The organism is Herbiconiux solani NBRC 106740, from assembly GCF_001571005.1.
GTDB classification, from domain to species: domain Bacteria; phylum Actinomycetota; class Actinomycetes; order Actinomycetales; family Microbacteriaceae; genus Herbiconiux; species Herbiconiux solani.
In genome coordinates this window covers 342,202-369,189 of the sequence record NZ_BCST01000004.1, presented here as the reverse complement: position 1 = coordinate 369,189, position 26,988 = coordinate 342,202, and the positions used below count along the sequence as shown (strand labels likewise).

Below are 26,988 nucleotides of genomic sequence, written 5' to 3'. Positions count from 1 at the left end.
GACGGGAGAATGGGCCGAATGAAGTACCAAGGCACTGTGCTCGGCGTCGTCGCCATGACGTTCGTGTTCGGTGTCGCCGTGGCCACCTCGGTGCCCGCGGCCTCTCTCACCACTCCGGACAACTTCGACGCCGACGTGCAGATCGTCGCCGGCGGGGCGCAGTCCTTCGACGCGGTCGAGGGTGCGGGGCCCGCGGTGTCGCGGGATGCGTACACGATCAACACCCCGACGCCCACTCCCACGCCGACGCCCACCCCGAAGGCCGTGACCGCCGCGAGCCAGGGCGGATACGGCGGGGCGCAGTGTCAGGCCGGCTCCGACGCGGCGCCCGAGGCGACCGCCTTCTCCTGGCCCTATCCCGACGGCTTCCGGATGAGCGACGGCTTCGGCCCGCGGGCCGAGGGCTTCCACAAGGGCGTCGACATGCTGAACGCGCCGGGCGTGCCGGTGCACGCGATCGCCGACGGCGTGGTCATCGCCGCTTCGGGCGACGGCGGCACGGGCGGCGTCTACCTCTCGATCGCGCACAAGGTCGAGGGCCAGGCCGTCTGCAGCATGTACATGCACTTCCAGACCGACTCGCTGACGGTCGGCGTCGGCGACGGGGTCACCGCCGGGCAGGTCATCGGCCTCACCGGCCGCACGGGCAACGCGACGACCGAGCACACGCACTTCGAGCTCTACGGCTCGGACGGCGTGCGGTACGACCCGATGCCGTTCATGACCGCGCACGCGGGCTGAGGCCGCTCGCGCGCTCAGCCGCGCATCCAATCGGCCGCGCATCCATTCACCTCCCTTCATCTTGACGCCGTCGCGAACGCGATATATCGTGATTCTCATCGCAGACGCGATATAACGCGTTTCAGGCAGGAGAGCATCGTGGTTATGGAGAAATGGATCGTCGACGGTCCGAAGGTGATCGACCTCGAGCTCGTCCGCTCGGTCAAGATCGGGCTGATCGCCGGCCAGATCGACGTGATCGGGCACGACGAGCCCGGAGCCCGCATCGAGGTGCACTCGGTGACCGGGAAAGACCTCAAGATCTCGATCGACGGCGACCGTCTCGAGATCGACCACCCGCAGCTGCGCTGGGACAACTTCATCGAGGTCTTCAAGTCGTGGCGCGGCAACGCGCGGGTCGACATCAGCATCATGGTCCCGCGGGACGCGGCGCTGAAGTTCGGCGTGATCTCGGCGTCAGCGCTCATCTCGGGCCTGACGACGGATGCGCGCATCAGCACGGTCACGGGCGACGTCGTCGTCGACTCGGTCGTCGGCGATCTCGACGTGAACAGCGTCAGCGGCGAGATCTCGATCCGCGACCACACCGGGCTCGTCAGCGCGCACACCGTCTCGGGCGACATCGCCGCCTCGGGCGCCATCCGCCGCTTCTCGGCCGACGGCGTCTCGGCCGAGGTCTTCGTCGACAGCACGGGTGTGCCGAGCGACATCGAGAACAACACCGTCTCGGGCGACTTCACCGTGCGCCTCGAGTCCGACGTCTCGGCGCGCTACAACGTCAACTCGGTCTCGGGCGTGCTGCAGCTGGGCGCCTCGACGATCAAGGGCCTCCGTGGCGGCGGCTACAACGGCACCACCGGGCCGCTCGACGGGCAGTGGACCGAGTTCAGGGCGAACTCGGTCTCGGGCGACATCACGGTCGTCTTCCGCGAGCCGGCCGAGGCCGCGGCGCCCGGGCCGTCGTTCGAGGGTGCCGGGTCGACCGGCTCCAGCGCCACCGGCACGTCCGGCTCGGCCGGCACGTCCGGCTCGGCCGGCACGTCCGGCTCCACCGGCCCGTCCTTCGACGAGACCGGTGTCACCGGCGAGGGGGCGCCGGCATGACCCCGGTCTTCGGCCACGGCCACCTGAGGCTCTACCTCCTGAGCCTGCTCGACGAGTCGCCCAAGCACGGGTACGAGCTGATCCAGGCGCTGTCCGAACGCTTCGGCGGCACCTACAGCCCGAGCGCCGGCACGATCTACCCCCGCCTGGCGAAGCTCGAGGAGGAGGGCCTGGTCACCAAGACCGCCGACGGCCGCAAGACGGTCTACGCGATCACGGACGCCGGGCGCGCCGAACTCGAGTCCCGGCGCGGCGAGCTCGACGACATCGAGGAGGAGCTGTCGGACTCGGTCCGCCGCCTCGCCGACGAGGTGCGCTCGGGCGTCAACCAGGCGATGAAGAGCCTAAAGGCCGACTTGGCGTCGGCTGCTCGGGATGCACGGGGCACGGTGAAATCGTCGGCCAAGGCCGCGAAGGCGGCGGCTGCTGCAGCGGCTGCCGGGGCGCCGGGCGCTTCGGGCTCTGCGGGCGCTTCGGGAGCATCCGGCGCTGCAGGAACCGAGGGCGCGTCGACCGGCGGCGCATCCGGAACCGGGCCCCGTGCATCCGGAACCGGCTGGGCGCCCACAGGCCGCGCCGACTCGGCCGCGGCGCTCCGGGATGCGGATGCCGCGCTGTCGGAGTTCCGCCAGCAGCTGCGCGTCGACCTGAGGAAGGCCTCGACGGGCGCGACGGGGCTCGACCCCCAGCTCGTCGCCCGGCTGAAGCAGCAGTTGAACGAGTTGCGTGCCGACTTCCGGGAGGAGCTCGGCCGCCGCTGACCCGCGCGGGTGGGTGCTCCCACGGCTGTAGCATTGCCGGTGAAGGGGAGTATCCCACCTCGCTGTCATCGTCATCACGGAGTCCGTCGTCGGGCTCCCGGGGGCGGCGGCGATCATCCGAGCCAAGCGGCACGGGCGATCGCGGGAGAGACTTTCAGGGTTCCGTGCTGCCTGCACACCAGTCCTGAAAGGTTCTCGTGAACATCGAACTGCCCCTGGCCTTCGAGATCATCTCGCTCGTCGTGCTCGTGCTGATCCTGGCCGGCGACCTGATCCTCGCCTTCAAGCGGCCGCACGTGCCTTCGATCAAGGAGGCCACGCTCTGGGTCGTCTTCTACGTCGGGCTCGCCCTGGTGTTCGCACTGGTGATGCTGCTGATCGCCGACGGGGAGCACGCGGGCCAGTTCCTGGCCGGCTGGCTGACGGAGTACAGCCTCTCGATCGACAACCTCTTCGTGTTCGTCATCATCATGGCGCGCTTCAAGGTGCCCCGGAAATATCAGCAGGAAGCCCTGATGGTGGGCATCATCATCGCCCTGGTGCTCCGCGGGATCTTCATCGTGATCGGCGCCCAGCTGATCGAGTCGCTGAGCTTCATCTTCTACATCTTCGGCGCGTTCCTGCTCTTCACGGCATGGCGGCAGGCTTTCGGCAACGAGGACGAGAGCGGGGACGACAACCGGCTGGTGAAGTTCCTGCGCAAGCGGATCGACATCTCGGACGACTACGACGGCGCGAAGATCCGCACGACGATCGGCGGCAAGAAGCTCTGGACGCCGATGATCATCGTGTTCATCGCCCTCGGTTCGACCGACCTGCTCTTCGCGCTGGACAGCATCCCGGCCATCTTCGGCATCACGCAGTCGCCGTTCATCGTGTTCACGGCGAACGTGTTCGCGCTGATGGGGCTGCGGCAGCTCTACTTCCTGCTCGGCGGCCTGCTCGACCGGCTGATCTACCTGCACTACGGGATCGCGTTCATCCTCGCGTTCATCGGCGTGAAGCTCGTGCTGCACGCGATGCACGCCAACGAGCTGCCGTTCATCAACGGCGGGCACCCGATCGAATGGGCGCCGGAGATCGACACCTGGACGAGTCTCGCGGTGATCATCGGGTCGATGGCGGTGGCGACGATCGCGTCGCTCGTGGCGATGCGCCGTCGCGCCGCCCGCACCCCCGACCCGGCGCCCAAGCCCTAGCCCGGCCCGCCTCGCGCCCTCTCCCACCTCCGCCGAGAAGTCACTTCTACGTCCAAGATCGGGAATTTGGACGTGAAAGTGACTTCTCGGCGAAGTGGGGGTGGGGTGGATGCGCGCGAGGCGGAGGTGGGCGGGGACGCGGGCGGGGCGGTATGCGCGCGGGCGGGGACGCGGGCGCGCGCTCCCAGGGGCGGCGGAGGGGCGGTGGTACGATCGACGGGTGCTGTTCGGTCGGCTTCTTCTTCGGTGCCGCGACGAGTCCTAGTTCCAGGCCTCCCTCGTCGCGGAGTTTGTCGTTGGCTGACCCCCTACTCCCCGAAGGACACACCGACATGAGCGACACCCGCCCGCCCGCCCGCACCCTGGCCGAGAAGGTCTGGGACGACCATCTCGTCGTCAAGGGCGAGAACGGCAGCCCCGACCTGATCTACATCGACCTGCACCTGGTGCACGAGGTCACGAGCCCCCAGGCCTTCGACGGCCTGCGCGCCGAGGGCCGCCCGGTGCGCCGCCTCGACCTGACGATCGCCACCGAAGACCACAACACCCCGACGCTCGCGATCGACAAGCCGATCGCCGACCTCACCAGCCGCACCCAGATCGACACCCTGCGCAACAACGCCAAGGAGTTCGGCGTGCGCCTGCACTCGCTCGGCGACGTCGAGCAGGGCATCGTGCACGTGGTCGGCCCGCAGCTCGGCCTCACGATGCCGGGCATCACGGTCGTCTGCGGCGACTCGCACACCAGCACCCACGGCGCGTTCGGCGCGATGGCCTTCGGCATCGGCACGAGCGAGGTCGAGCACGTGCTCGCCACGCAGACCCTGCCGCTCAAGCCCTTCAAGACCATGGCCATCACGGTCGAGGGCACGCTCCGGCCCGGCGTCACCGCGAAGGACATCATCCTCGCCGTGATCGCCAAGATCGGCACCGGCGGCGGCCAGGGCTACGTGCTCGAGTACCGCGGCAGCGCCATCCGCAGCCTCTCGATGGAGGGCCGGATGACGATCTGCAACATGTCGATCGAGGCCGGCGCCCGCGCGGGCATGGTCGCCCCCGACCAGATCACCTTCGACTACCTCGAGGGCCGCCCGCACGCTCCCGCGGGCGAGGACTGGGATGCCGCGGTCGAGTACTGGAAGACCCTGCAGACCGACGACGACGCGGTCTTCGATGCCGAGGTGTTCCTCGACGCCGACACGCTCGAGCCCTTCGTCACCTGGGGCACGAACCCGGGCCAGGGCGCGTCGCTGAGCGACACCGTGCCCGACCCGTCGACGATCATCGACCCGAACGAGCGCGCGAGCGCCGAGCGGGCGCTCGAGTACATGGACCTGAAGGCCGGCACCCCGCTCAAGGAGATCCCCGTCGACGCGGTCTTCATGGGCTCGTGCACCAACAGCCGCATCGAAGACCTCCGGGCCTTCGCGAGCGTCATCAAGGGCCAGAAGAAGGCCGACAACGTGCGCGTCATGGTCGTGCCGGGCAGCGCGCGCGTCCGCATCGAGGCCGAGGCCGAGGGAATCGACAAGATCGTCGAGGAGTTCGGCGCCGAGTGGCGGTTCGCCGGCTGCTCGATGTGCCTCGGGATGAACCCCGACCAGCTCGCGCCCGGCGAACGCTGCGCCAGCACCTCGAACCGCAACTTCGAGGGCCGCCAGGGCAAGGGAGGCCGCACGCACCTCGTGTCGCCGCTGGTCGCCGCGGCCACCGCCATCCGCGGCACGCTCTCCAGCGTGTCCGACCTGACGACCGAAACCGCGACGACCGAAACCGCGACGACGGATGCCGCGACCCGCACCGAGACCGAAACCGTGGAGGTCTGAGAACCATGGAGAAGATCGACATCATCTCCGGCGTCGCCGTGCCGCTGAAGCGTGCCAACGTCGACACCGACCAGATCATCCCGGCCGTCTACCTCAAGCGCGTCACGAAGACCGGCTTCGAGGACGCGTTGTTCGCCGGCTGGCGCAACGACCCCGACTTCGTGCTCAACCAGCCCGCCTTCCAGAACCCGCGTGTCCTGGTCGCCGGGCCCGACTTCGGCACCGGCTCCAGCCGGGAGCACGCCGTCTGGGCGCTCCGCGACTTCGGCTTCCAGGCCGTGCTCGCACCCCGATTCGGCGACATCTTCCGGGGCAACTCGGGCAAGCAGGGCCTGCTCACCGGGCAGGTCTCCGAGCACGAGATCGAGAAGCTCTGGGCCGCGATCGAGGCCGACCCCGGGGTGGCCGTCACGGTCGACCTGGTGGAGCGAACCGCCGTACTCGGCGACCTCACGGTTCCGTTCCAGATCGACGATTACACTCGGTGGAGGCTGCTCGAGGGTCTGGACGACATCGGGCTGACGCTCCGCGACGAAGCGGCGATCACGGAATTCGAGAGCCGCCGGGAGAGTTGGAGACCTCGAACTCTTCCCGTCAAATAGCGGGGGCCGCCACCACAACAGGCGGTCACGCGAGAGAAATCGTCAAACAGACAGTGCAGGTGAACTAGTGAACAGTCTCGTACAGGATGCGCGGAAGGCAGCCGAGCGGGTCGGACTCAAGTCCGACACGATCGTCATCAACGGCGGCCGTCCGCTCCGGGGCACGATCGACGTCCGCGGGGCCAAGAACCTCGTGACCAAGGCGATGGTCGCCTCCCTCCTCGGAGACACGACGAGCACGCTGCGCGACGTGCCCGACATCAGCGACGTGCACGTGGTGGCGAGTCTCCTCGAGATCCACGGTGTGAAGATCACGGGCTCGGCCGCCACCGGCGTGCTGCAGCTCGACCCGGCCGACGTGGCCAGCGCGAAGAGCGCCGAGATCGACGCGCTTTCCGGCTCCAGCCGCATCCCGATCCTGTTCTGCGGCCCGCTGCTGCACCGCCTGGGTCACGCGTTCATCCCGGATCTCGGCGGCTGCCGCATCGGCGACCGCCCGATCGACTTCCACCTCGACGCGCTCCGTGCGTTCGGCGCGGTCGTCGACAAGCTCCCGTCGGGCATCAACATCACCGCCCCCAACGGCCTCCGCGGCGCGAACATCGAGCTGCCCTACCCGAGCGTCGGCGCGACCGAGCAGGTTCTGCTCACCGGCGTCCGTGCCCTCGGCACCACCGAGCTCAAGAACGCGGCGATCGAGCCCGAGATCATGGATCTCATCGCCGTGCTGCAGAAGATGGGCGCGATCATCTCGGTCGAGCCGAACCGCACCATCTTCATCGAGGGCGTCGAGAGCCTGAAGGGCTACGACCACCGCGCGCTGTTCGACCGCAACGAGGCCGCGTCCTGGGCCTCGGCCGCGCTCGCGACCGGCGGCTCGATCTTCACCACGGGCGCCAAGCAGTCCGAGATGATGACCTTCCTCAACGTCTTCCGCAAGATCGGCGGCGCGTTCGACATCGAGGAGGAGGGCATCCGCTTCTACCACCCCGGTGGAGACCTCAAGCCCGTCGTCATCGAGACCGACGTGCACCCCGGCTTCATGACCGACTGGCAGCAGCCGCTCATCGTCGCCCTCACCCAGGCGCAGGGCACCTCGATCGTGCACGAGACGGTCTACGAGAACCGCTTCGGCTTCACGGATGCGCTGATCAAGATGGGCGCGAACATCGAGGTCCACAAAGACGGACTTGCCGACCCGAACCGCCGCGTCCCGCGCCGCGCGCTCGAGCAGGCCGCCGTCATCACGGGCCCCACCAAGCTTCACGGCGCCGAGCTCGAGGTCCCCGACCTGCGCGGAGGCTTCAGCCACCTGATCGCGGCGCTCGTGGCCGACGGCCGTTCCTCGGTGAGCAACGTGGGCCTCATCGCCCGCGGGTACGGCGACTTCGTCGGCAAGCTCGAGAAGCTGGGCGCCGACTTCTACTTCGCCGAGTAGGAGCGCGCGGGGAGATGGCGGCAGACACGGTGCCGCGGCCTGTCGTGCCGCGCTCGGAGAAGACGTTGGCCTTCCGGGTGATGGCCTTCGTCGCCATCCCGTGGCTCACTCTGATGGTGAAGCTCAGGCTGCACGACACCGGCCACCTCCCGAAGACCGGGCCGTTCGTCCTCAGCCCCAACCACTACAGCAACATCGATCCGCTGATCATGGGCTGGGCGGTGTGGAGGCTGGGGCGGGCGCCCCGGTTCCTCGCCAAGGCGTCGCTGTTCCGGGTGCCGGTGGTGGGGTTCGCGTTGCGCCGCAGCGGTCAGATCCCGGTCGAACGCGGCGGCGCGGGGCGCGGCAACCAGCCGTTCACCGCGGCGAACTCGCTCGTCGAGCACGGGCGGGGCGTCATCGTGTACCCCGAGGGCACGCTCACCCGCGACCCCGACCTGTGGCCGATGCGCGGCAAGCTGGGCGCGGTGCGGCTCGCCCTCGAGAACGGCATCCCGCTCATCCCGGCGGCGCACTGGGGAACCCAGGCGCTGCTCCCGCGCTACTCGAACCGGATCAGCGTCTTCCCCCGCAAGACGATCGACATCGTCTTCGGTGAGCCGGTCGACCTCGACGACCTCCGCGGGCTTCCTCTGGATCACCAGGTGCTCACCGAGGCGACGGCGCGCCTGATGGCGGCGATCACCGCCCTGCTGGAGACGCTCCGCGGCGAGACCGCCCCGCTCGAGCGGTGGAACCCCGCTCAGCACAACCAGACCGAGTTCGGCCGACTCGAGCCGGGCGGCGAGACCCTGTGACCAAGCCGAACCCGCGCGCCTCGACGCGCGCCGCATCCGCTCGCCCGCGCCCCCGCGTCGCCGTCCTCGGCGCCGGCAGCTGGGGCACGACGTTCTCGAAGGTGCTCGCCGACGGCGGCTCCGACGTCACGATGTGGGCCCGCCGGCCCGAGCTCGCCCGCGAGATCAGCGAGGCCAAGCGCAACAGCGACTACCTCCCGGGCGTCAACCTTCCGCTCGCGGTGACGGCGACACCGGATGTGGGGGCGGCGCTGGCCGACGCGCAGTTCGTCTTCGTCTCCATCCCGAGCCAGTCGCTGCGGGGCAACCTCGAACAGCTCACGACCCTCATCCCGGACGGTGTGCCGGTGATCAGCCTGATGAAGGGCGTCGAGAAGAGCACGGGGCTGCGGATGAGCCAGGTGCTGGAGTCGGTGCTCGGCATCGACCCGGACCGCATCGCGGTCGCCTCCGGCCCGAACCTCGCGCTCGAGATCGCCAAGGAGCAGCCGACCGCGGCCGTGGTCTCCTCGACCAGCCTCGAGACGGCCGAGGCCGTGGCGATGATCGCGCGCAACCGCTACTTCCGTTCGTTCGTCAACACCGACGTGATCGGCACCGAGTTCGGCGGCGTGCTGAAGAACCTCATCGCCGTCGCCATCGGCATCGTCGACGGCGTCGGCTACGGCGAGAACACCAAGGCCTCGATCATCACGCGCGGACTCGCCGAGATGACCGATTTCGCGGTGGCCTACGGCGGGCATCCGGAGACCCTCTCGGGCCTCGCGGGGCTCGGCGACCTGATCGCCACGAGCGGTTCGCCGCTGTCGCGCAACAACACGGCCGGGCGCCTGCTCGGCCAGGGTTACAGCTTCGCCGACGTGGTGAAGTCGATGCAGCAGACCGCCGAGGGCCTTGCCTCGGTCGCACCCGTCCTCGAGCTGGCGAGTGCGAAGGGCGTGGACATGCCCATCTGCCGGCAGGTCGCCGAAGTGCTGGCCGGTACGCTCGATCCGAAAGACATAGCACCCCACCTGACCACCGACGACGAGTCGGGGCCTCAGGGCGAAAGGACTCTCGATGCCAGGCAAGATCACGGTGGTGGTGCTTTTCGGAGGTCGCTCCAGCGAGCATTCGATCAGCTGCGCCACGGCCGGCGGGGTGCTTGAGGCGATCGACCGGTCGCGCTTCGACGTGATCCCCGTGGGCATCACCCGGGAGGGCGCCTTCGTGCTCGAGGACGACGATCCGTCGAAGTTCCGGCTCGACCCGACGGCGCTGCCGGTGGTCGCCGACAACGGCACCCGCGTGCTCTGGCCCTCCTCGACCGCCTCGCGGGAGCTCCGGGTGGTGCCCGCCGACGGCGGCGCGATCCGCTCGCTCGGCGAGGTCGACGTGGTGTTCCCGATCCTGCACGGCCCGTTCGGAGAGGACGGCACGGTGCAGGGGCTGCTCGAGCTCGTCGGCCTGCCCTACGTCGGCTCGGGCGTGCTCGCGTCGGCGCTCGGGATGGACAAGCACTTCACCAAGACGGTGCTCGCGGCATCCGGTATCGCGGTGGCGCCCTGGGTGACCGTGACCGCCCGCGAGTGGGCGACGTCGCCGGCGGCCGTGATGGATGCGGCGTCGGCGCTGCCCCTTCCGCTGTTCGTGAAGCCGGCCCGCGCCGGATCGTCGGTCGGCGTGAGCAAGGTCACGTCGCTCGAGTCGCTGGGCGAGGCCATCGAGGTGGCACTGCGCGAGGACTCGCGGGTGCTGATCGAGCAGGGCATCTCCGGCCGCGAGGTCGAGTGCGGTGTGCTCGGCGGCCACGACGGCGGGGCGCCGCGGGTGTCGGTGGCCGGTGAGATCGTGATGACGGGCCGGGAGTTCTACGACTTCGACGCGAAGTACCTGGATGCGCCGGGCGTCGACCTGGTCTGCCCGGCCGCGCTGTCGGACGAGGAGCTGGCCGAGATGCAGCGCATCGCCGCGCTCGCCTTCACCGCGATCGACGGCGCCGGCCTCGCGCGGGTCGACTTCTTCTTGACCGCGGACGGGTTCGTGGTCAACGAGATCAATACGATGCCGGGGTTCACGCCGATCTCGATGTTCCCCAAGTGCTGGATCGCGTCGGGGGTGAGCTACCCCGAGATCATCGACGAGCTCATCGCCCTGGCGTTGGAGGGCTGATGGCTCGCGCAGGTACCCGGTTCGCTGCGCTTGCTCTCGTGGGGGTAGCCGCTGCGACCCTGCTGAGCGGATGCGCGGGCGCGGTCACCCTCGACCCGGCGCCCGCGGCGACGGATCCCTCCTGCGCCGACGTGGTCGTTCGACTCCCCGACAGCGTCGCCGACGTCGACCGGCGCGAGACGGATGCGCAGGGCACCGGCGCCTGGGGCGACCCGGCTGCGGTGCTGCTGCGCTGCGGTGTGCAGCCGTACGGACCGACCACGCTGCCGTGCGACAACGTGAACGGGATCGACTGGATCCGCGACGACTCGGCCGCCCCCACCTACACCTTCACGACCTACGGGCGGGTGCCGGCCGTTCAGGTCGTCGTCGACTCGAACGCGGTCTCGGGCACCTCGGCGCTGGTGGATCTCGGCAGCGCGGTCGGAGCGATCCCGCAGACCTCGGCCTGCCTGGATGCGGACGACGTGCTCGGCACGGCCACCCCGACGCCGACTCCGGCCGGCTGATGGGGGAGCGGACGGACTCGAGTTCGGCTTCGGGCTTCGGCTTGAGCCCGACGCTCGGGGGCGTCGGCGAGGGCGCGACCCTGCGCCAGATCTTTCCGCGGCTGCCGCACGCCGACGCCGAGCTGCTCGGGCCGGGCGACGACGCGGCGGTCGTGCGGGCTCCGGACGGCCGGTTCGTGGTGACGACGGACATGATGATCCACGGGCCGGATTTCCGCTCGGCCTGGTCGACCCCGCACGACCTCGGCTGGAAGGCCGCGATGTCGAACCTCGCCGACGTCGCCGCGATGGGTGCGCGACCGACGGCGCTCGTGGTCGCGATCGCTGCGCCGCTCGAGACCCCGGTCGACACGCTGCTCGGGATCGCCGACGGCTTCCGTGACGCCTGTGACGTGGCGGCTCCGGGATGCGGGGTCGTCGGCGGCGACCTCTCGGTCTCGCCGACGCTGACCCTCGCGGTCACCGCGTTCGGTGACCTCGAGAGCCGTGCTCCCGTCACGCGCACCGGCGCTCGTCCCGGAGACGTGCTCGCGGTCGCGGGCGACCTGGGCCGTGCGGGAGCGGGCCTCTGGCTGCTCTTCCGCGACGGGGTGACCGCGGGCGAGGTGATTCCCGGTGAGCCAGATCAGGAGCGGGCGGCGGCGACGCGGGGTGCGCATCCGGAGCTCGTCGACGCCCAGCTCGCCCCGGTGTCGCCGATCGCCTCGGGGATCGTCGCCGCAGAGGGCGGCGCGACCGCCATGCTCGACGTGTCGGACGGACTCGTGCTCGACGCCCGGCGGATCGCCGAGGCGAGCGAGGTCGCGCTGCGCCTCGACCCGGTGATGATCGAGCGTGAGGCCGAGGCGCTCCGAACCGTCGATCCGGTCGTCGGCGACCGCGCCGCGCGGTTCGTGCTGGCCGGGGGAGAGGATCACGCCCTGCTGGCGACCTTCCCGCCCGACCGGCCCCTGCCCGTCGGATTCCGCCCGCTGGGCACCGTCATCGCGCTCACGGATGCGCCGGACAGCCGCCCCGACGCGCTCGTCGGCGACACACCCTTCGACTCCCGCGGCGGCTGGGACCCTTACGCCGACTGGGACGGCAACGCCGGCTGACCAGCGGCGGCCGGCGTTCTGCCTGGTCGCGGGTCAGGCGCGGGTGGACCAGTGCAGAGCGGTCTCTCCGTAGGACTTGGTGCGGTCGGGCACCAGCGCCGACGGGTAGTCGGGAGCGGGCGTGCGGGTGCTGCGCTCGACGAGCACCGTCGCATCCGGAGCGAGGTGGGGCACGAGGGCGGTGAGCGTCTCGGCGAGCTCGGCGTCGGGCAGGTCGTAGGGCGGATCGATGAACACCACGTCGAACCCGGTCGCCGCGTGCACCGGGGCGTTGCGCAGGTAGGCCTGCACCGTCTGCACCACAACCTCGACGCGCGGCCGCGCGGTGCCCCGCGGGGTGGCCGCCGTCACGGTCGTGGCGTTCTGCCGGGCGATCTTCGCCGCCGCGGGGTTCTTCTCGACCAGCACCGCCGAGGCAGCCCCCCGGCTGACCGCCTCGAGGGCCAGGGCCCCCGAACCGGCGTAGAGGTCGAGCACGTGCAGCCCCTCGAGGCCGCCGCGCGACTCGAGCGACGAGAAGATCGCCTCGCGCACGCGGTCGCTCGTCGGGCGGGTGCCCGCGCGGGGGACGGCCAGGGTGAGTGATCCGGCGAATCCGGCGATGATGCGAGTCACGCCCGAAACCCTACCGCGCGCCGCCCGGGGCGCTCCGGCCCGCCGCCCGCCCGGGGTCGGCGGCGCCGTGCGGCCGCTGGACCCCGGCACCCGCCCGGGGACGGCGTCGGTGGCGGCGCTTAGGATTGACGCATGAGCGGAACGGCGGCCACGGCGCGCCCCGCCGACGCCCTCGACGCCAAGCTCGACGGCATCCTCGGCGGGCGCACGGCCGGCGCGTTCCAGAAGGCGTTCGGCATCCGCACGGTCGCCGACCTGCTGAGCCATTACCCCCGCCGCTACGCCCGGCGCGGGGAGCTCACCGCGATCGACATGCTCCCACTCAACGAGACCGTCACGATCGTGGCCGAGGTGCGCGACGTGCGCGAGCGCCAGATGCGCGCCCGGCGCGGCACCATCCTCGAGGTGTCGATCTCTGACGGCAAGGGCTTCATCTCGCTCACCTTCTTCAACCAGGCCTGGCGGGCCCGCGACCTCCGTCCGGGCGTGCGCGGCATGTTCACGGGCAAGGTCTCCGACTACCGCGGCGCTCTCCAGCTCGCCCACCCCGACTACCAGCTCTTCGATCCGGCCGGCGGCCCCGGTGGTATCGGCGGCCCCGGCGGTGTCGGCGCCGGCAGCGGCGGCAGCGCTACCGATGGCGCCGGCGGCACTGGCGGCCCGGACACCCCCGAAGGCCTCGCCGCCCTCGACGACTCCGAGGCCCGCCGCTGGGCCGAGATGCCGATCCCGATCTACCCCGCCACGTCCACCCTCGCCAGCTGGCAGATCGCGAACTCGGTCGAGCTCGTCCTCGACGGCCTGCACGGCGCCATCCCCGACCCGGTCCCCGACGAGGTGCGCGAGGAGCGCCGGCTCCTCACCGCCCAGCGCGCCTACGAGCTGATCCACCGTCCGCAGAAGGACGCGGACTTCATGCGCGCCCGCGAGACCCTCCGCTTCCACGAGGCGCTCATCCTGCAGACCGCGCTGGTCTCGCAGCGGAGCGCCGCGCACGCGATCAAGACGACCCCGCGCATCCCGAAGCCCGGCGGGTACCTCGAGCGATTCGACGCGGCGCTGCCGTTCCGGCTCACCGCCGACCAGAGCGTCGTGGGCGGCGAGATCGCGCGCGACCTGGCCGCCGAGGTGCCGATGATGCGGCTGCTGCAGGGTGAGGTCGGCTCGGGCAAGACGCTCGTCGCGGTGCGGGCGATGCTCGCGGTGGCCGATTCGGGCGGCCAGTCGGCGCTGCTCGCCCCCACCGAGGTGCTCGCGGTGCAGCACCTGCGCTCGATCGTCAAGGTGCTCGGCCCCGACCTCGCGGCCGAGCTGATGCCGACGCTGCACACCGGCCAGCTCGCCACCGCCGAGCGCAAGAAGGCGCTGCTCAGGATGGTGTCGGGCCAGGCGAAACTCGTGATCGGCACGCACGCCCTCCTCACCGACACGGTGCAGTTCTACGACTTGGGCCTCGTGGTCGTCGACGAGCAGCACCGCTTCGGGGTCGAGCAGCGCGACACCCTGCGCCAGAAGGGCGCCACCCCGCCGCACCTCCTGGTGATGACGGCGACCCCGATCCCGCGCACAGTGGCGATGACCGTCTTCGGCGACCTCGACGTCTCGACGATCACCCAGCTGCCCGAGGGTCGCAAGGGCATCGAGAGCTTCAGCGTGCCCCTGGCCGAGAAGCCCGGCTGGGCCGGCCGCATCTGGCAGCGCACCGCCGAAGAACTCGCCAAGGGCCGGCAGGCCTTCGTCGTGTGCCCCGCGATCGATCCCGCCGACGATTCGGGCGACGGTCTCGACGACCCGGATGCGGAGGAGGCGCCTGCCGCGAAGGGCGGGGCGAAGAAGTCTGCATCCGCCGCATCGGGCTCGGCCGGGTCGGCTGCCGCCGCGCCGTCCGGCCCGCCCGCTCCCGCGAAGGCCAACGTCGTCGACACCCTCCGCCACCTCCGCGCCGAGCCCGTGCTCGCCGGCCGCCGCATCGAGGCGCTGCATGGCCGCATGCCGAGCGACGAGAAAGACGCGGTGATGCGCGCCTTCGCCGCCCGCGAGATCGACGTGCTCGTCGCGACCACCGTGATCGAGGTCGGGGTCGACGTGCCGAACGCCTCGACCATGGTCATCCTCGACGCCGATCGCTTCGGAGTCAGCCAGCTGCACCAGCTCCGTGGCCGCGTCGGCCGTGGCGGGGTCCCCGGCATCTGCCTGCTCGTCACGAACGCCGAGGCCGACTCCCTCGCCCGCCAGCGCGTCGACGCGGTCGCCGAGACCCTCGACGGCTTCGCCCTCGCCGAGATCGACCTCGAGCTGCGTCGCGAGGGCGACGTGCTGGGCAGCGTGCAGTCCGGCGGCCGCTCCTCGCTGCGGCTGCTGCGGGTGGTCAAAGACGGCGACGTAATCCAGGATGCACGGGGCGTGGCCGTCGAGATCGTGCGCGACGATCCCGCCCTCACTGCGCATCCGGCCCTCGCCGAGGCGCTCGAGCGGCGGCTCCGTGAGTCCGAGCGCGAGTTCCTCGCGAAGAACTGAGCCGCTCCGCGAGGAGAGCGCGCGCGATTCCCTGGCCGAGAACTGTGCGCCCCAGCCCAGCCCTGAGCGCGTTCCGGTCCGATCCGCAACCCCCACCGCCGAATCCCGCCCGGCCATTGAGTTTCCGGCCCGGCAGGCGCACAGTGGAATCCAGCGGAGACGAGGTGGGTATGTTCACGAGATCCAGACTCAGCAGGTCGAACGGCGCCGACGAGAGCGCGCGGTTCCTCACGCACGACGCACTGCCCGTGCTGTCGGCCGGCCGGCACCGGTCGCCGAGATCCGGGGCGTGCTTCATGGAGTTCGCGTCGTTCCTCGCGGGCGAGAAGTGGAGCGACCACCCGTCGTGCACGCACGCCGGAGTCGCCCAGCTCGCCCGGGCGGTCAACGACATGACGACTGACCAGGGCCGAGGGCGTCTGGCGCCGCTCATCCCGTCGGTCATCGGACTCAACACCGACGACGAGCGGCTCGAGATGGTCGTGGCGATCGCCGCCGTGTCCGCGGCCCTGCCCTCGGCGCCGCTCGATCGACAGCACGCTCTGGCGGTCGGCGCCCTGGTCTGCCGTGAGGCCCTGCGCGAATCCGGCGGCACCGCCGACCTGGGGATCGACGTCGAGGCGGACCTGGAGCAGGCTCTCGCCGATGCGCCGGAAGCCGCTCGCTGGGCCGACGCGTTCCTCGAGCGCAACGGTCGCTGGCAGCGGGGCACGATCACCACCCGGCAGACGCACGCGACGATCGCGCTCGCGGTAGACGGGGTGCGCTCGGCCTGCGCGCCGCACCCTGACGAGCGGCTCTACGACCTGCTCGCCGAGACGATCGCGCTCGCCGAGCGGTTCGTGGCGGCCGCCGAGGCGGCGAGAGAGACGAAGGCGACGGACGCGACGAATGCGACGGAAGCCGCGGCGGCGCAGCACGCACCCGACGTGCCGACCCAGCCCCGTTCATCCGCTCGTGACATGGTGCGACTTCTGTAACGTGCCCTTAATGCGGCGTTGATAGCCTGGTCGGCATGAGCAGTGTCGCCGTGGTTCCCGGATCCTTCGACCCCATCACCCTGGGGCACATCGACGTCATCGAGCGCGCGGCGAAGATCTTCGACGAGGTGCACGTGGTCGTGGTGCACAACCCCGACAAGCACGCCCTCATCCCGATCGCCCACCGCGTGGCGCTGATCGAGAAATCGCTCGAGGAGCGGGGGATCCACGGTGCCCGCATCGTGATCAACTCATGGAGCGTCGGACTCCTCGTCGACTACTGCACCGACGTGGGGGCGACCGCGATCGTCAAGGGCATCCGCTCGCAGATCGACGTGGCGTACGAGACGCCGATGGCGATCGTGAACCGCAACCTCGCAGGCGTCGAGACGATCTTCCTGCTTCCCGACCCCGCACATGCCCACGTCTCGAGCTCGCTGGTGCGCCAGGTGTCGGCGCTCGGGGGAGACGTGGCTCCGTACGTGCCGGCGGTGGTGGCAGACTTCTTGAAGCACACCACCGACTGACCCCTTCGGAGGCACCACCGCATGACGCAGATCCCGATCGGCTACGCGGCGATGCTCGAGCAGTTCGCGCCCCGGGAGGCGGTCGACCTCGCAGTGCACGCCGAGAGCCGCGGATTCTCGGGGGTCATGGCCTCCGACCACTTCCAGCCCTGGGTTCCGCGTCAGGGCCAGTCGTCGTTCGTCTGGAACGTGCTCACCGCCCTCGGCGAACGCACCACGGGCGACTTCGGCCCGGGCGTGACGACGCCGAGCTACCGCTGGCACCCGGCGATGGTGGCGCAGGCCTCGGCGACGACCGCGGCGATGTACCCCGGCCGGCACTGGCTCGGGCTCGGCTCGGGCGAGGCCCTCAACGAGCACGTGGTCGGCGGCTACTGGCCCGAGGCGCCCGAGCGGATCAACCGGATGTTCGAGGCCGTCGACATCATCACCAAGCTCTTCACCGCCTCTCTCGCCGGGAAGGATCTGAAGCACTCCGGCCCCTTCTTCAAGGTGGAGTCGACCCGGTTGTGGACCATGCCCGAGGAACCCCCGCAGGTCTTCGTGGCGACAGCAGGCCCGGTGACCGCGAAGCGGGCGGGCCGCACGGTCGACGGGCTGATCACGGTGGGTGCGCCGCTGGAGAAGATCGCCGGCCTGTTCACCCGTTTCGCCGACGGGGCGCGCGAGGTGGGTAAGGATCCGAACCGGATGCCGAAGTTGCTGCAGCTGCACCTCTCCTGGGCGCCGACCGAGGAGGAGGCGATGGCCAACGCGGTCACCGAGTGGCCGAACGGCGGCATGCGTTTTCCGAAGGCCGACATCCGGAGCCCGTTCGAGTTCGAGCAGATCGCCAAGATGGTGCGGCCGGCCGACTTCGACGGGCGGCTGATGATCTCGAGCGATCCGGATGAGCACCGTGCCTACATCCAGCGCTACGCCGACCTCGGGTTCGACAAGATCTACCTGCACAACGTCGGCCGCAACCAGCGGGAGTGGATCGACGTGTTCGGGCGCGACGTGCTGCCGAAGCTGCACCGGTGAGCGGGGTGGATGCGGTGGGTCGCGCGGGTGGTGACACGGTCGCCGGTGCGCTCAGCGAGGTGCGGGTGGTCGCGTTCGGCGGGCTGCCGGAGATCGCGCCGGGCGACGATCTCGTCGTCGCGATCGGCGACGCGCTCGTGGGTGCGGGGCTCGCGCCGCTCGAGGGCGACGTGCTGGTCGTGACGAGCAAGATCATCTCGAAGGCCGAGGGGCGGATCGTCGCCGCGACCGACCGTGAGGACGCGATCACCGCCGAGACCGTGCGGGTCGTCGCCTCGCGCGTGCACCCGGGCGGGGTCACCCGGATCGTGGAGAACCGCCAGGGCATCGTGCAGGCGGCGGCCGGCGTCGACGCCAGCAACACGCCCGACGGGACGGTGTTGCTGCTGCCCGAGGATCCCGATGCGTCGGCCCGGGCGTTGGCCGCCGGTCTCCGCGCCCGCTTCGGTGTGCGTCTCGGCGTGATCGTGTCGGACACGCTCGGGCGCGCCTGGCGCGAGGGGCAGATCGATCAGGCGATCGGAGCGGCCGGTGTGCTCGTGCTCGACGACCTGCGGGGGAGCCGGGACAGCTTCGGCCACGAGCTCGTCGTGACGCAGGCCGCGGTGGGCGACGAGCTCGCGTCTGCGGGCGACCTGGTCAAGGGCAAGGCGAGCGGAATGCCGGTCGCGCTGGTACGCGGCTTCGGGCACGCGGTGGTCGAGTCGCTCGAGACGCCCGCGCGGGCGCTCTCGCGGACGGGGCCGACGGACATGTTCCGGCTCGGGACGGATGAGGCGCTGGCGCAGGGGCACGGGGCGGGCTACGCCGAGGGGTTCGAGGCCGGTTACGCGGCCGGACTCGCCGCGGCGCGCGCCGAGGCCGGTGGAACGGAATGAAAAACGGGGGGGTTCGAGTGCACTACGTCGATGAGCCCCCCGATTCTCATTCGATTCGGAAGGCTCATGGCGCGGAGGCGTGCACGAACGGGCTGCTGAGCGCGCCTTTGCGTGCGTATTGCACGCCTGAGCACTCTCAGCAGCCCGTTCGGAAAGGCACCCTGCACGAATGGGCTGAAGATCGCACTCAGACGTGCGTATTGCATGCGTGAAGACGATCTACAGCCCGTTCGTGCACGTCCTGCGCCTCAGACGACGGTGCGGCGGAGGATCTCGCGCTCGACGAGGGTCCAGGCGGTGGTGACGAGCAGGTAGAGGCTCGCGGCGAGCGGCACGAAGGCCGCGAAGACCACCGTCAGAAGCGGCAGCCAGCTCAGCACCCGAGCGGCGGAGCCGCCGGGCGCGAGCGCCGCGAGCATCGCGCTCGACGGGTCCGGGCCCGACGCGTTGGCGCGTGGCGATCCGCCGCCGTTGCCGCCCGCGGCGGGCGCGGGTGCCGCGAGCTGCGCCACGAGCAGGCTCTGGCGGCGCGAGACGAGCGCGATCGCGGCGATCAGCACCAGGATCACCCCGCTCACCACGAGCCCTTGCGGGTCGATGCCCGAGCCGAGCGCGGTCACGAAGCTCGTGCCGAGCGGCGCCCCGAACACCGTGCTCGACAGCAGGCCGTTCGGGTGCCCGTTGATCGTGGGCTGGATGAACAGCCCGTAGATCAGCGAGACGATCGGCGCCTGGATGAGGAGCGGCAGGCACCCCGCGAACGGCGACGCGTTCTCCTCGGCGTACAGCGCCATGGTCTCGCGCTGCAGCCGTTCGGGGTTCTTGGCGTGCCGGGTGCGGAGCTCGGTCAGCCGCGGGGCGAGCTTCCGCCGCATCCGCTGGGCCCGGGCCTGCGAGAGCCCGACCGGGATGAGGACGGTGCGCACGAGGATCGTGATCGCCACGATGGCCAACGCGGTCGCGCCCGCCCCGACGAGGGGCGCGAGGGCGCCGGCGAGGAACTGGACGACGGAATACGCTCCGTCGAGCGCGGCCGCAACGGGGCCGAAGGCATAGATGTTCATGGGACTCCTGACGAGGACGAGAACGGATGAGGAACCGTTTTCGGTCGTTCGAGGAGTGCGGTGAGGGCTCTCCTAGACGACCGTCAGGAGGTGGCCGGGTGCCCTCGGCTGCGGGCGGCCCGGAGCGTCGGGCCGGCTCTGCACGATGGAGGCGGGCAGGTCGATGCGCTCGGCGGGATGCCGGGGCTCGGTGGCCCGCAGCATCCAGGCGATGGCTGCGAGAACGCCGCGCGCGGCGACCACCGCGACCAGGGCGCCGGCGGTCAGCACGGCGGCGGCGAGGACGAGTCCCGGCGCAGCCTGACCCGAGACGGACGACGAGACGAACCACACGAGTCCGAGGCCCATCACGACCGACAGGAGGCGGACGACCGCGCTCACTGTCGAGGCCGTGCCGGATCGTCGGGTCATACGCCCGACTCTAGCGATGCCGGCAACGGGCCGCAGTCCCGCTCGCTCTCAGCGAAGCGGTCGACGTCCCTGCAGCCCGCAACCGCGAAGTCTCCGGCGCTATTGCGCCGGAGCTCTGCGGTGCGATGCGGCCTAAGCCGCCTTGGCGTAGTCCCCGCCGGCCGAGCGGCGCACGACCTCGCCGGGGGCGATGGTGGCGTCGTTGTCGACGTGGGCTCCGTCGATCACGACGGCCTTGGCGCCGATGCGGGAGTGGCTCCCGATCTTCGAACCGCGGCCGATGATGGCGGCGGCACCGATGTGCACGTGTGCTCCGACGACCACGCCGGCTCCGACGGCGGCCGACTGCTCGACCCAGCTCCCCGAGCCGATGCGTGCGTTCGGACCGACCCGCGCGCCCTCTTCGACGTAGCTCGTCGGGTCGATGAACGCACTCGCGTCGACTTCGGCGCCGACAGCCACGTATCCCTTGCCGTTGGGGTGACGGCGGTACTTCACAACCCCTCGTTCGCCTTCGATCTCATGGAATGTTCTGCTCACGAGGGGGATAACAACGGATGCGTCTGCATCATTCCAAAAAAACAGACCGATCGTTCTTTCTGCGATAATCGTGCGCGGTGACTGACTCCTCCCTTCCCTGGACCGTCGTCGTGCCGGTCAAAGGCACGGTCGACAGCAAGTCGCGCCTGCATCCCGACATCGCCGACGGCGACCGGATGCGCCTGGCCGAGGCCTTCACTCTCGACGCGCTAGCGGCCCTCGCCGCCGCACGCAGGGTGGCGAGCATCATCGTCGTCACCGACCCGACCACACCCCTCGCGGCAGAGCTCGGCAGCCGCGGCGTCCTGATCGTGAGCGACCCCGGTCTCGGCCTCAACGGCGCGATCGCTGAAGGACTCCGGGCCGTCGGCGAAACGCGCCCCCTCGCCGTCCTCCTCGGAGACCTCCCGTCCCTCACCCCCGAGGCGGTCGACGACGCACTGAGCGCGGCCGAGGCGCATCCGCTCGCCGTGGTCCCCGACGCCGACGGCGCCGGCACGACCCTCCTGACGGCGACCACCGCGGCCCCGCCCGTCCCGCGCTTCGGCGCCGGCTCGGCCGCCGCTCACGCCGCGGCCGGCCACCGCATCCTGGCGCTCCCGGCCGACTCGCCCATCCGTCGCGACGTCGACACCGCGGCCGACCTCGACGCAGCCGTCGCGCTCGGCGTCGGCGCGCACACCCATGCGGCGCTGGCCGCGCTCAGCCCTCGACGAGCGAGTGGGCCGTCGCCTCGTCGATGATCAGATCGGTCATCACCCCGGCCGCCAGCGCGCCCCGCAGTGCCGGCAGCTTCGACCGCCCCGACACCACGCAGACCCGCCGAGACACCTTCGACAGCAACGACAGCGACGGGCCGGACGAGCGGGCGTTCATCGGGATGTCGTCGCTCGAGCCGTCGGCCCGGTAGAACACGGTGGCGACGTCGCCCACCACATCCGAGTGGGTGAGCGCCTGGAAGTCGTCGTCGTCGAGGTACCCGCCCACGTAGACGTGCGAGGGCACGTCGGCGTAGGCCGAGCCCAGCCCGAAGAGCGCGATGTCCATGTGCTTCTGGATCTCGAGCACCCGCCGGATGCTGCGCTCCCGCCACAGCACCTCCTTGGTGCGCGGGTCGTCGAAGAACGCCGGCACCGGGAACTGCTGCACGTACGCGCCGAAGGCCGTGCCGAACCGGCTCATGATCTCGCTCGCGTAGCCGATCCCCGTCGTGCGGGCGTTCGATGCGCCGTTCAGCTGCACGATCTGTGAGTTGTGCGTGACCTTCTCCTGAAGATGCCGGGAGACGGCGGAAAGCGTCGATCCCCAGGCGATCCCCATCGTCATGTTGGAGTCGAAGAACGGACCGAGAATGCGTGCAGCGCTCATCGCGACGCGTTCGAGGCGGTCGACCTCGGCGGTCGAGTCCGGCACCGGGACGACGTGCGCGGTGATCCCGAACCGCTCCTTGATCCGGTCCTGGATCGACGAGACGCGGTCGGCGGGGGACTTCACCTGGATCTCCACGAGCCCGGTGTCCCGCGCGAATCCGAGCAATCGCGACACCGACGAGCGCGAGGTGTGGAGCTCGCTCGCGATGGCCTCCATCGTGAGGTCCTGAAGGTAGTACAGGTGGGCGGCTCGGAGCGCATCGCGCACCTTGTCTCCGCCGGGGGTCTCGGCCATGCTCCGTCGCATCCTCTCGGGTGGTCGTCGTCGACGCGATCCTACGCCGTGCACATATGTGCATTGCGCTTGATCATATGTGACGATCGTCGTAGAACTGTAAGTCGTCGGGCGGATCATCTCAAGGGCGATCCCCGTTCGACCGGATTGCCGAAACGCAACCCTCACGAGAGCACGAAGGCGAGTACACAGTGAGTTCCTCAACCAACGACAGCGGTACCGGCAGCATCTCCGCCGAGGTCCGCCCCGACGTCGACGCGATCCGTCAGAACCCCCGAGCACAGGTGCTCGTCGTGGGTGGCGGCATCAACGGCATCGGAACCTTCCGCGACCTCGCCCTGCAGGGCGTCGAGGTCATCCTGGTCGAGCGCGGCGACTACGCCAGCGGGGCGTCGGCCGCCTCCAGCCACATGATCCACGGTGGCGTCCGCTACCTCGAGAACGGCGAGTTCCGTCTCGTCCGCGAGAGCGTGCAGGAGCGCAACCGCCTCCTCCGCCTCGCTCCCCACTACGTGAAGCCGCTGCCCACCACGATCCCGATCTTCTCGACGTTCTCGGGCATCCTGTCGGCGCCGCTGCGCTTCCTCACCCACAAGCAGGGCAAGGCCAAGGAGCGCGGCGCGCTGCTGATCAAGGTCGGCCTGATGGGCTACGACTCCTTCTCGCGCGACGGCGGCAACGTGCCGCGCCACAAGTTCGTGGGCCGCAAGAAGTCGCTGCAGAAGCTGCCTAAGCTCCGCCCCGACGTGAAGTACACGGCGACCTACTACGACGCGGCCGTCGAGAACCCCGAGCGCCTCGCGCTCGACCTGGTTCAGGATGCGCTGGCCACCGGCCCGCACGCCCGCACCGCCAACTACGTCGAGGCCATCGGCTCGAACGGCGACGCCGTCGTGCTCCGCGACACCTTGAGCGGCGAGACCTTCGAGGTCACCGCCGATGTGGTCGTGAACACCACCGGGCCGTGGACCGACCTGACCAACGCCGCGCTCGGCGAGCAGACCCACTACATGGGCGGCACCAAGGGCTCGCACATCGTGCTCGACAACAAGGAGCTGTACGACGCCTGCGCCGGCGGCGAGGTGTTCTTCGAGAACAACGACGGCCGTATCGTGCTGATCTACCCGCTCAACGGCCGCGTGCTCGTCGGTACCACCGACCTCGAGGCCGACCCGGCCGAGCCCGCCGTCTGCACCGAGGCGGAGGTCGACTACTTCTTCGAGCTCGTCGACCACGTGTTCCCGACCATCAAGGTCGACCGGCCGCAGATCGTCTACCGCTACTCGGGCATCCGCCCGCTGCCCGGCCACGGCGACACCGCCCCCGGCTTCGTCTCGCGCGACTACCGCATCGAGCAGACCCCGTTCGCGAAGTCGAGCCGCGTCAAGCAGCTCAGCCTGGTCGGCGGCAAGTGGACCACGTTCCGCGCACTGTCCGAGCACCTCGCCAACGACACCCTCGCCCTCCTCGGCCGCACCCGCACGGTGAGCACGACCGACCTGGCGATCGGTGGCGGTGTCGACTTCCCGCAGGGCGCATCCGCGACCACCACCTGGGTCAAGGCCCACGCGGCCGACCTCGGCGAGGCCCGCACCCGCGTGCTCCTCGGCCGGTACGGCACGAACGCCGTGAAGGTCATCGCGCACATCGTGGCCGCCGAGGAGACCGACAAGCCCCTCGACACCCTGCCCGGCTACAGCACCGCCGAGATCGACTACCTGATGGGCGAACACACCGTCCACCTCAGCGACCTCGTGCTGCGCCGCAGCATCATCGCCTTCGTCGGCGGCCTCACCCAGGAGGTCTTCGACGAGCTGAGCACCCTGGCGGCCCGGTCGCAGGGGTGGTCGGATGCACGCCTCGCCTCCGAGCGCGAGCAGGCGGTCTCGAACCTCCGCTTCTTCCACGGCATCGTGCTGGAAGCGGCGAGCACGACGGTGGCTGGCGCCGTCAACTGAGCAGGGCGGCACAGCTGCCGCCCCTGAAGAAAGGTCAACGTGGACAATCTCGGAATCGACTTCGTATCGGAGCTGGTGGGCACCGCCCTCCTCGTGCTCCTGGGCTGCGGTGTGGTCGCGAACGTCGCGCTCATCCGCACCAAGGGCTTCAACGGCGGAACGCTCATGGTCAACATCGGCTGGGGCCTCGCGGTCTTCGCCGGTGTGATCGTGTCGTACGCCTCGGGCGCCCACCTCAACCCCGCCGTGACCCTGGGACTCGTCGCGAACGGCGCCAAGACCTTCGGTTCCGCTGCGACTCCGGTCGACGTGAACGCGCTCAGCGTGATCGCCTACATCGGTGCTCAGCTGATCGGCGCGATCATCGGCGCGGTGTTCGTCTGGCTGGCCTACAAGCAGCACTTCGACGAGGAGCCCGACGCGGCGAACAAGCTCGGCGTGTTCTCGACCGGTCCGGCCATCCGCTCCTACGGGTGGAACCTCGTGACCGAGATCATCGGCACCTTCGTGCTGGTGTTCGTGGTCATCGGCTTCGGTGGCGGTCGTCAGGGCGACGGTGGCCTCGCGGCCCTCGGCGCACTTCCGGTGGCTCTCCTCGTGATCGCGATCGGCGCCTCGCTCGGTGGCCCGACCGGCTACGCGATCAACCCGGCCCGTGACCTCGGGCCGCGCATCGCGCACGCGATCCTGCCGATCAAGGGCAAGGGCACGTCCGACTGGTCGTACTCCTGGGTACCTGTGGTCGGCCCGATCATCGGTGGCATCCTGGCAGGGTTCCTGGCCATCCCCTTGCTCCCCATCCTCACGTGATCTGAGTGCGGTACCGGGATGCGCACGTCTGGTGTGCGCATCCCGGCACCGTGAATACCCCACTAGACATCCAGCAAGACAAAGGAGTTTGAAATGGCTGAACAGAAGTACGTTCTGGCGATCGATCAGGGGACCACGTCCTCCCGCGCCATCATCTTCGACCACGCCGGCACGATCGTGTCGACCGGTCAGAAGGAGCACGAGCAGATCTTCCCGAAGGCGGGCTGGGTCGAGCACGACCCGATGGAGATCTGGGCCAACGTCCGCGAGGTCATCGGGCAGGCGCTCTCCAAGGCCGACCTGACCCGTCACGACATCGCCGCGGTCGGGATCACCAACCAGCGCGAGACCGCGGTGGTCTGGGACAAGAACACCGGCAAGCCCGTCTACAACGCCATCGTCTGGCAGGACACCCGCACCCAGTCGATCGTCGACCGTCTCGCGGCCGACAGCGACCTCGGCGTCGAGCGCTTCAAGCAGATCGTGGGCCTCCCGCTCGCGACCTACTTCTCCGGCACCAAGATCGTCTGGATCCTCGAGAACGTCGAGGGCGCCCGCGAGAAGGCCGAAGCCGGCGACCTGCTGTTCGGCACCACCGACTCCTGGGTCCTGTGGAACCTCACCGGCGGCACCGAGGGTGGCGTCCACGCCACCGACGTGACCAACGCCTCGCGCACCCTCTTCATGGACCTCGAGACGCTCGAGTGGCGCGACGACATCCTCGAGGCCTTCGGTGTGCCGAAGTCGATGCTCCCCGAGATCAAGTCCTCCTCCGAGGTCTACGGAAACGTCGAGTCGTCGAACCTGCTCCGTGAGGTCCCGGTCGCGGGCATCCTCGGTGACCAGCAGGCCGCCACGTTCGGCCAGGCGGCGTTCGACGCCGGCGAGTCGAAGAACACCTACGGCACCGGAAACTTCCTGATCTTCAACACGGACACCGAGATCGTGCACTCGAAGAACGGGCTGCTCACCACGCTGGGCTACAAGCTGGGCGACCAGCCGGCCCACTACGCGCTCGAGGGCTCGATCGCGGTCACCGGGTCGCTCATCCAGTGGCTTCGTGACAACCTCGGCATCATCTCGTCCGCACCCGAGGTCGAGACCCTGGCGAAGACGGTCGACGACAACGGTGGTGCTTACTTCGTGCCGGCGTTCTCGGGCCTCTTCGCGCCCTACTGGCGGTCGGATGCACGTGGTGCCCTCGTGGGCCTCACCCGCTACGTCAACAAGGGTCACATCGCCCGCGCCGCGCTCGAGGCGACCGCCTTCCAGACCCGCGAGGTGCTGGATGCGGTCAACGCCGACTCCGGCGTCGACCTCACCGAGCTCAAGGTCGACGGCGGAATGATCGCCAACAACCTGCTCATGCAGTTCCAGGCCGACATCCTCGGCGTCCCCGTCATCCGTCCGGTCGTCGCCGAGACCACCGCCCTGGGCGCGGCTTACGCCGCCGGCCTCGCCGTCGGCTTCTGGGCGAACCTCGACGAGCTCCGCGCCAACTGGCAGGAGGACTCCCGCTGGGAGCCGCAGATGGACGAGGCCGAGCGCGACCGCCAGATCCGCAACTGGAAGAAGGCCGTCACGAAGACCCTCGACTGGGTCGACGCCGACACCCAGGAGTAGCACCCTCCAACACACCGCAACACCCCCCGACCCGTCACTTCTGGTCGCTATCCACTCGTAATAGCGACCAGAACTGACGGGTCGTCGTGGTTTCTGTGCCCCCAACGGGAGTGCGCGCCGTGTCGGTGGTCTGTGTCACGATGACCAGACCG

The 26,988-nt window shown here is 70.0% G+C and carries 25 protein-coding genes and 1 pseudogene; 21 read left to right on the top strand and 5 right to left on the bottom strand.

Annotated elements, in window-relative coordinates; translation table 11 throughout:
• Positions 1-18: 18 nt before the first annotated feature.
• From HSO01S_RS09400 to HSO01S_RS09345, 12 genes and pseudogenes are all read left to right on the top strand, one after another.
• Positions 19-741 carry a M23 family metallopeptidase gene (locus HSO01S_RS09400; protein ID WP_066040647.1) on the top strand — a complete coding sequence of 241 codons (723 nt, stop codon included), beginning with the start codon at positions 19-21 and terminating at the stop codon, positions 739-741.
• A 144-nt stretch (positions 742-885) separates the two neighbouring features.
• On the top strand, positions 886-1,845 hold the full coding sequence (locus HSO01S_RS09395; RefSeq protein WP_245635961.1) for a DUF4097 family beta strand repeat-containing protein: 960 nt from the start codon (positions 886-888) through the stop codon (positions 1,843-1,845).
• Positions 1,842-2,270, top strand: a pseudogene (locus tag HSO01S_RS19760) (PadR family transcriptional regulator); the annotation flags it as partial. The gene HSO01S_RS09395 and the pseudogene HSO01S_RS19760, both read left to right, overlap by 4 nt.
• A gap of 533 nt (positions 2,271-2,803) precedes the next feature.
• Positions 2,804-3,805: a TerC family protein gene (locus HSO01S_RS09385; RefSeq protein WP_066040643.1), complete on the top strand. Its 1,002-nt coding sequence runs from the start codon at positions 2,804-2,806 to the stop codon at positions 3,803-3,805.
• A 332-nt stretch (positions 3,806-4,137) separates the two neighbouring features.
• A complete protein-coding gene (gene leuC / locus HSO01S_RS09380) occupies positions 4,138-5,631 on the top strand; it encodes a 3-isopropylmalate dehydratase large subunit (RefSeq protein WP_066040640.1) in 1,494 nt (497 codons plus the stop codon).
• A 5-nt stretch (positions 5,632-5,636) separates the two neighbouring features.
• Positions 5,637-6,233 (top strand): 3-isopropylmalate dehydratase small subunit, encoded by a 597-nt coding sequence (leuD, locus tag HSO01S_RS09375; protein WP_066040638.1) that lies wholly within the window; start codon positions 5,637-5,639, stop codon positions 6,231-6,233.
• Positions 6,234-6,300: 67 nt separating this feature from the next.
• Entirely contained in the window at positions 6,301-7,671 is a 1,371-nt protein-coding gene (murA, locus tag HSO01S_RS09370; protein ID WP_066040636.1) for a UDP-N-acetylglucosamine 1-carboxyvinyltransferase, read from the top strand.
• A gap of 14 nt (positions 7,672-7,685) precedes the next feature.
• Positions 7,686-8,468, top strand: a complete 783-nt coding sequence (locus HSO01S_RS09365; protein WP_066040632.1) for a lysophospholipid acyltransferase family protein — start codon at positions 7,686-7,688, stop codon at positions 8,466-8,468.
• Positions 8,465-9,616 carry an NAD(P)H-dependent glycerol-3-phosphate dehydrogenase gene (locus HSO01S_RS09360; protein WP_066040629.1) on the top strand — a complete coding sequence of 384 codons (1,152 nt, stop codon included), beginning with the start codon at positions 8,465-8,467 and terminating at the stop codon, positions 9,614-9,616. Before HSO01S_RS09365 ends, HSO01S_RS09360 begins: the two co-directional genes overlap by 4 nt.
• Entirely contained in the window at positions 9,528-10,619 is a 1,092-nt protein-coding gene (locus tag HSO01S_RS09355) for a D-alanine--D-alanine ligase family protein (protein ID WP_066040626.1), read from the top strand. The genes HSO01S_RS09360 and HSO01S_RS09355 overlap by 89 nt, the downstream gene beginning before the upstream one ends.
• The gene (locus HSO01S_RS09350) at positions 10,619-11,128 is read left to right on the top strand and encodes a DUF3515 family protein (protein WP_066040625.1); all 510 of its coding nucleotides are present in this window, start codon (positions 10,619-10,621) and stop codon (positions 11,126-11,128) included. Before HSO01S_RS09355 ends, HSO01S_RS09350 begins: the two co-directional genes overlap by 1 nt.
• Positions 11,128-12,225 (top strand): thiamine-phosphate kinase, encoded by a 1,098-nt coding sequence (locus HSO01S_RS09345; RefSeq protein ID WP_066040624.1) that lies wholly within the window; start codon positions 11,128-11,130, stop codon positions 12,223-12,225. Before HSO01S_RS09350 ends, HSO01S_RS09345 begins: the two co-directional genes overlap by 1 nt.
• Positions 12,226-12,258: 33 nt before the next feature.
• Here HSO01S_RS09345 and HSO01S_RS09340 read toward each other — a convergent pair whose 3' ends face one another.
• Positions 12,259-12,840, bottom strand: coding sequence for an RsmD family RNA methyltransferase (locus HSO01S_RS09340; protein ID WP_066040621.1), 582 nt, complete (start codon positions 12,838-12,840; stop codon positions 12,259-12,261).
• Positions 12,841-12,972: 132 nt separating this feature from the next.
• On the opposite strand from HSO01S_RS09340, the gene HSO01S_RS09335 reads away from it, so the two are divergent.
• From HSO01S_RS09335 to HSO01S_RS09315, 5 genes are all read left to right on the top strand, one after another.
• Positions 12,973-15,357, top strand: coding sequence for an ATP-dependent DNA helicase RecG (locus HSO01S_RS09335; RefSeq protein WP_066040619.1), 2,385 nt, complete (start codon positions 12,973-12,975; stop codon positions 15,355-15,357).
• Between the two features lie 170 nt (positions 15,358-15,527).
• On the top strand, positions 15,528-16,337 hold the full coding sequence (locus tag HSO01S_RS09330) for a hypothetical protein (RefSeq protein WP_066040617.1): 810 nt from the start codon (positions 15,528-15,530) through the stop codon (positions 16,335-16,337).
• Between the two features lie 35 nt (positions 16,338-16,372).
• Positions 16,373-16,864, top strand: coding sequence for a pantetheine-phosphate adenylyltransferase (coaD, locus tag HSO01S_RS09325; RefSeq protein WP_066040615.1), 492 nt, complete (start codon positions 16,373-16,375; stop codon positions 16,862-16,864).
• Positions 16,865-16,885: 21 nt separating this feature from the next.
• The gene (locus tag HSO01S_RS09320; RefSeq protein WP_066040614.1) at positions 16,886-17,887 is read left to right on the top strand and encodes a TIGR03557 family F420-dependent LLM class oxidoreductase; all 1,002 of its coding nucleotides are present in this window, start codon (positions 16,886-16,888) and stop codon (positions 17,885-17,887) included.
• Positions 17,884-18,765 (top strand): coenzyme F420-0:L-glutamate ligase, encoded by an 882-nt coding sequence (locus HSO01S_RS09315; protein ID WP_084361507.1) that lies wholly within the window; start codon positions 17,884-17,886, stop codon positions 18,763-18,765. The genes HSO01S_RS09320 and HSO01S_RS09315 overlap by 4 nt, the downstream gene beginning before the upstream one ends.
• Positions 18,766-19,013: 248 nt before the next feature.
• Here the strand turns inward: HSO01S_RS09315 and HSO01S_RS09310 are convergent, their stop codons facing one another.
• The 3 genes from HSO01S_RS09310 to HSO01S_RS09300 form a co-directional block, all read right to left on the bottom strand.
• On the bottom strand, positions 19,014-19,829 hold the full coding sequence (locus tag HSO01S_RS09310; RefSeq protein WP_066040612.1) for a YidC/Oxa1 family membrane protein insertase: 816 nt from the start codon (positions 19,827-19,829) through the stop codon (positions 19,014-19,016).
• Between the two features lie 72 nt (positions 19,830-19,901).
• Complete coding sequence (locus tag HSO01S_RS09305) at positions 19,902-20,240, bottom strand: DUF6412 domain-containing protein (RefSeq protein ID WP_157078980.1); 339 nt, start codon at positions 20,238-20,240, stop codon at positions 19,902-19,904.
• Positions 20,241-20,372: 132 nt separating this feature from the next.
• Positions 20,373-20,738 (bottom strand): DapH/DapD/GlmU-related protein, encoded by a 366-nt coding sequence (locus HSO01S_RS09300; RefSeq protein WP_157078979.1) that lies wholly within the window; start codon positions 20,736-20,738, stop codon positions 20,373-20,375.
• Between the two features lie 119 nt (positions 20,739-20,857).
• On the opposite strand from HSO01S_RS09300, the gene cofC reads away from it, so the two are divergent.
• Entirely contained in the window at positions 20,858-21,523 is a 666-nt protein-coding gene (gene cofC / locus HSO01S_RS09295; protein WP_066040606.1) for a 2-phospho-L-lactate guanylyltransferase, read from the top strand.
• On the opposite strand, the gene HSO01S_RS09290 is transcribed toward cofC, so the two are convergent.
• A complete protein-coding gene (locus HSO01S_RS09290) occupies positions 21,483-22,445 on the bottom strand; it encodes a sugar-binding transcriptional regulator (protein WP_066040604.1) in 963 nt (320 codons plus the stop codon). The two genes, cofC and HSO01S_RS09290, sit on opposite strands and share 41 nt — an antisense overlap.
• A 191-nt stretch (positions 22,446-22,636) precedes the next feature.
• Between HSO01S_RS09290 and HSO01S_RS09285 the strand changes: the two genes are divergently transcribed.
• From HSO01S_RS09285 to glpK, 3 genes are all read left to right on the top strand, one after another.
• On the top strand, positions 22,637-24,403 hold the full coding sequence (locus tag HSO01S_RS09285) for a glycerol-3-phosphate dehydrogenase/oxidase (protein WP_084361506.1): 1,767 nt from the start codon (positions 22,637-22,639) through the stop codon (positions 24,401-24,403).
• 39 nt (positions 24,404-24,442) lie between these two features.
• The gene (locus HSO01S_RS09280) at positions 24,443-25,213 is read left to right on the top strand and encodes an MIP/aquaporin family protein (RefSeq protein ID WP_066040603.1); all 771 of its coding nucleotides are present in this window, start codon (positions 24,443-24,445) and stop codon (positions 25,211-25,213) included.
• A gap of 93 nt (positions 25,214-25,306) precedes the next feature.
• Positions 25,307-26,836, top strand: a complete 1,530-nt coding sequence (gene glpK / locus HSO01S_RS09275) for a glycerol kinase GlpK (protein WP_066040601.1) — start codon at positions 25,307-25,309, stop codon at positions 26,834-26,836.
• The last annotated feature ends 152 nt before the right edge of the window (positions 26,837-26,988 follow it).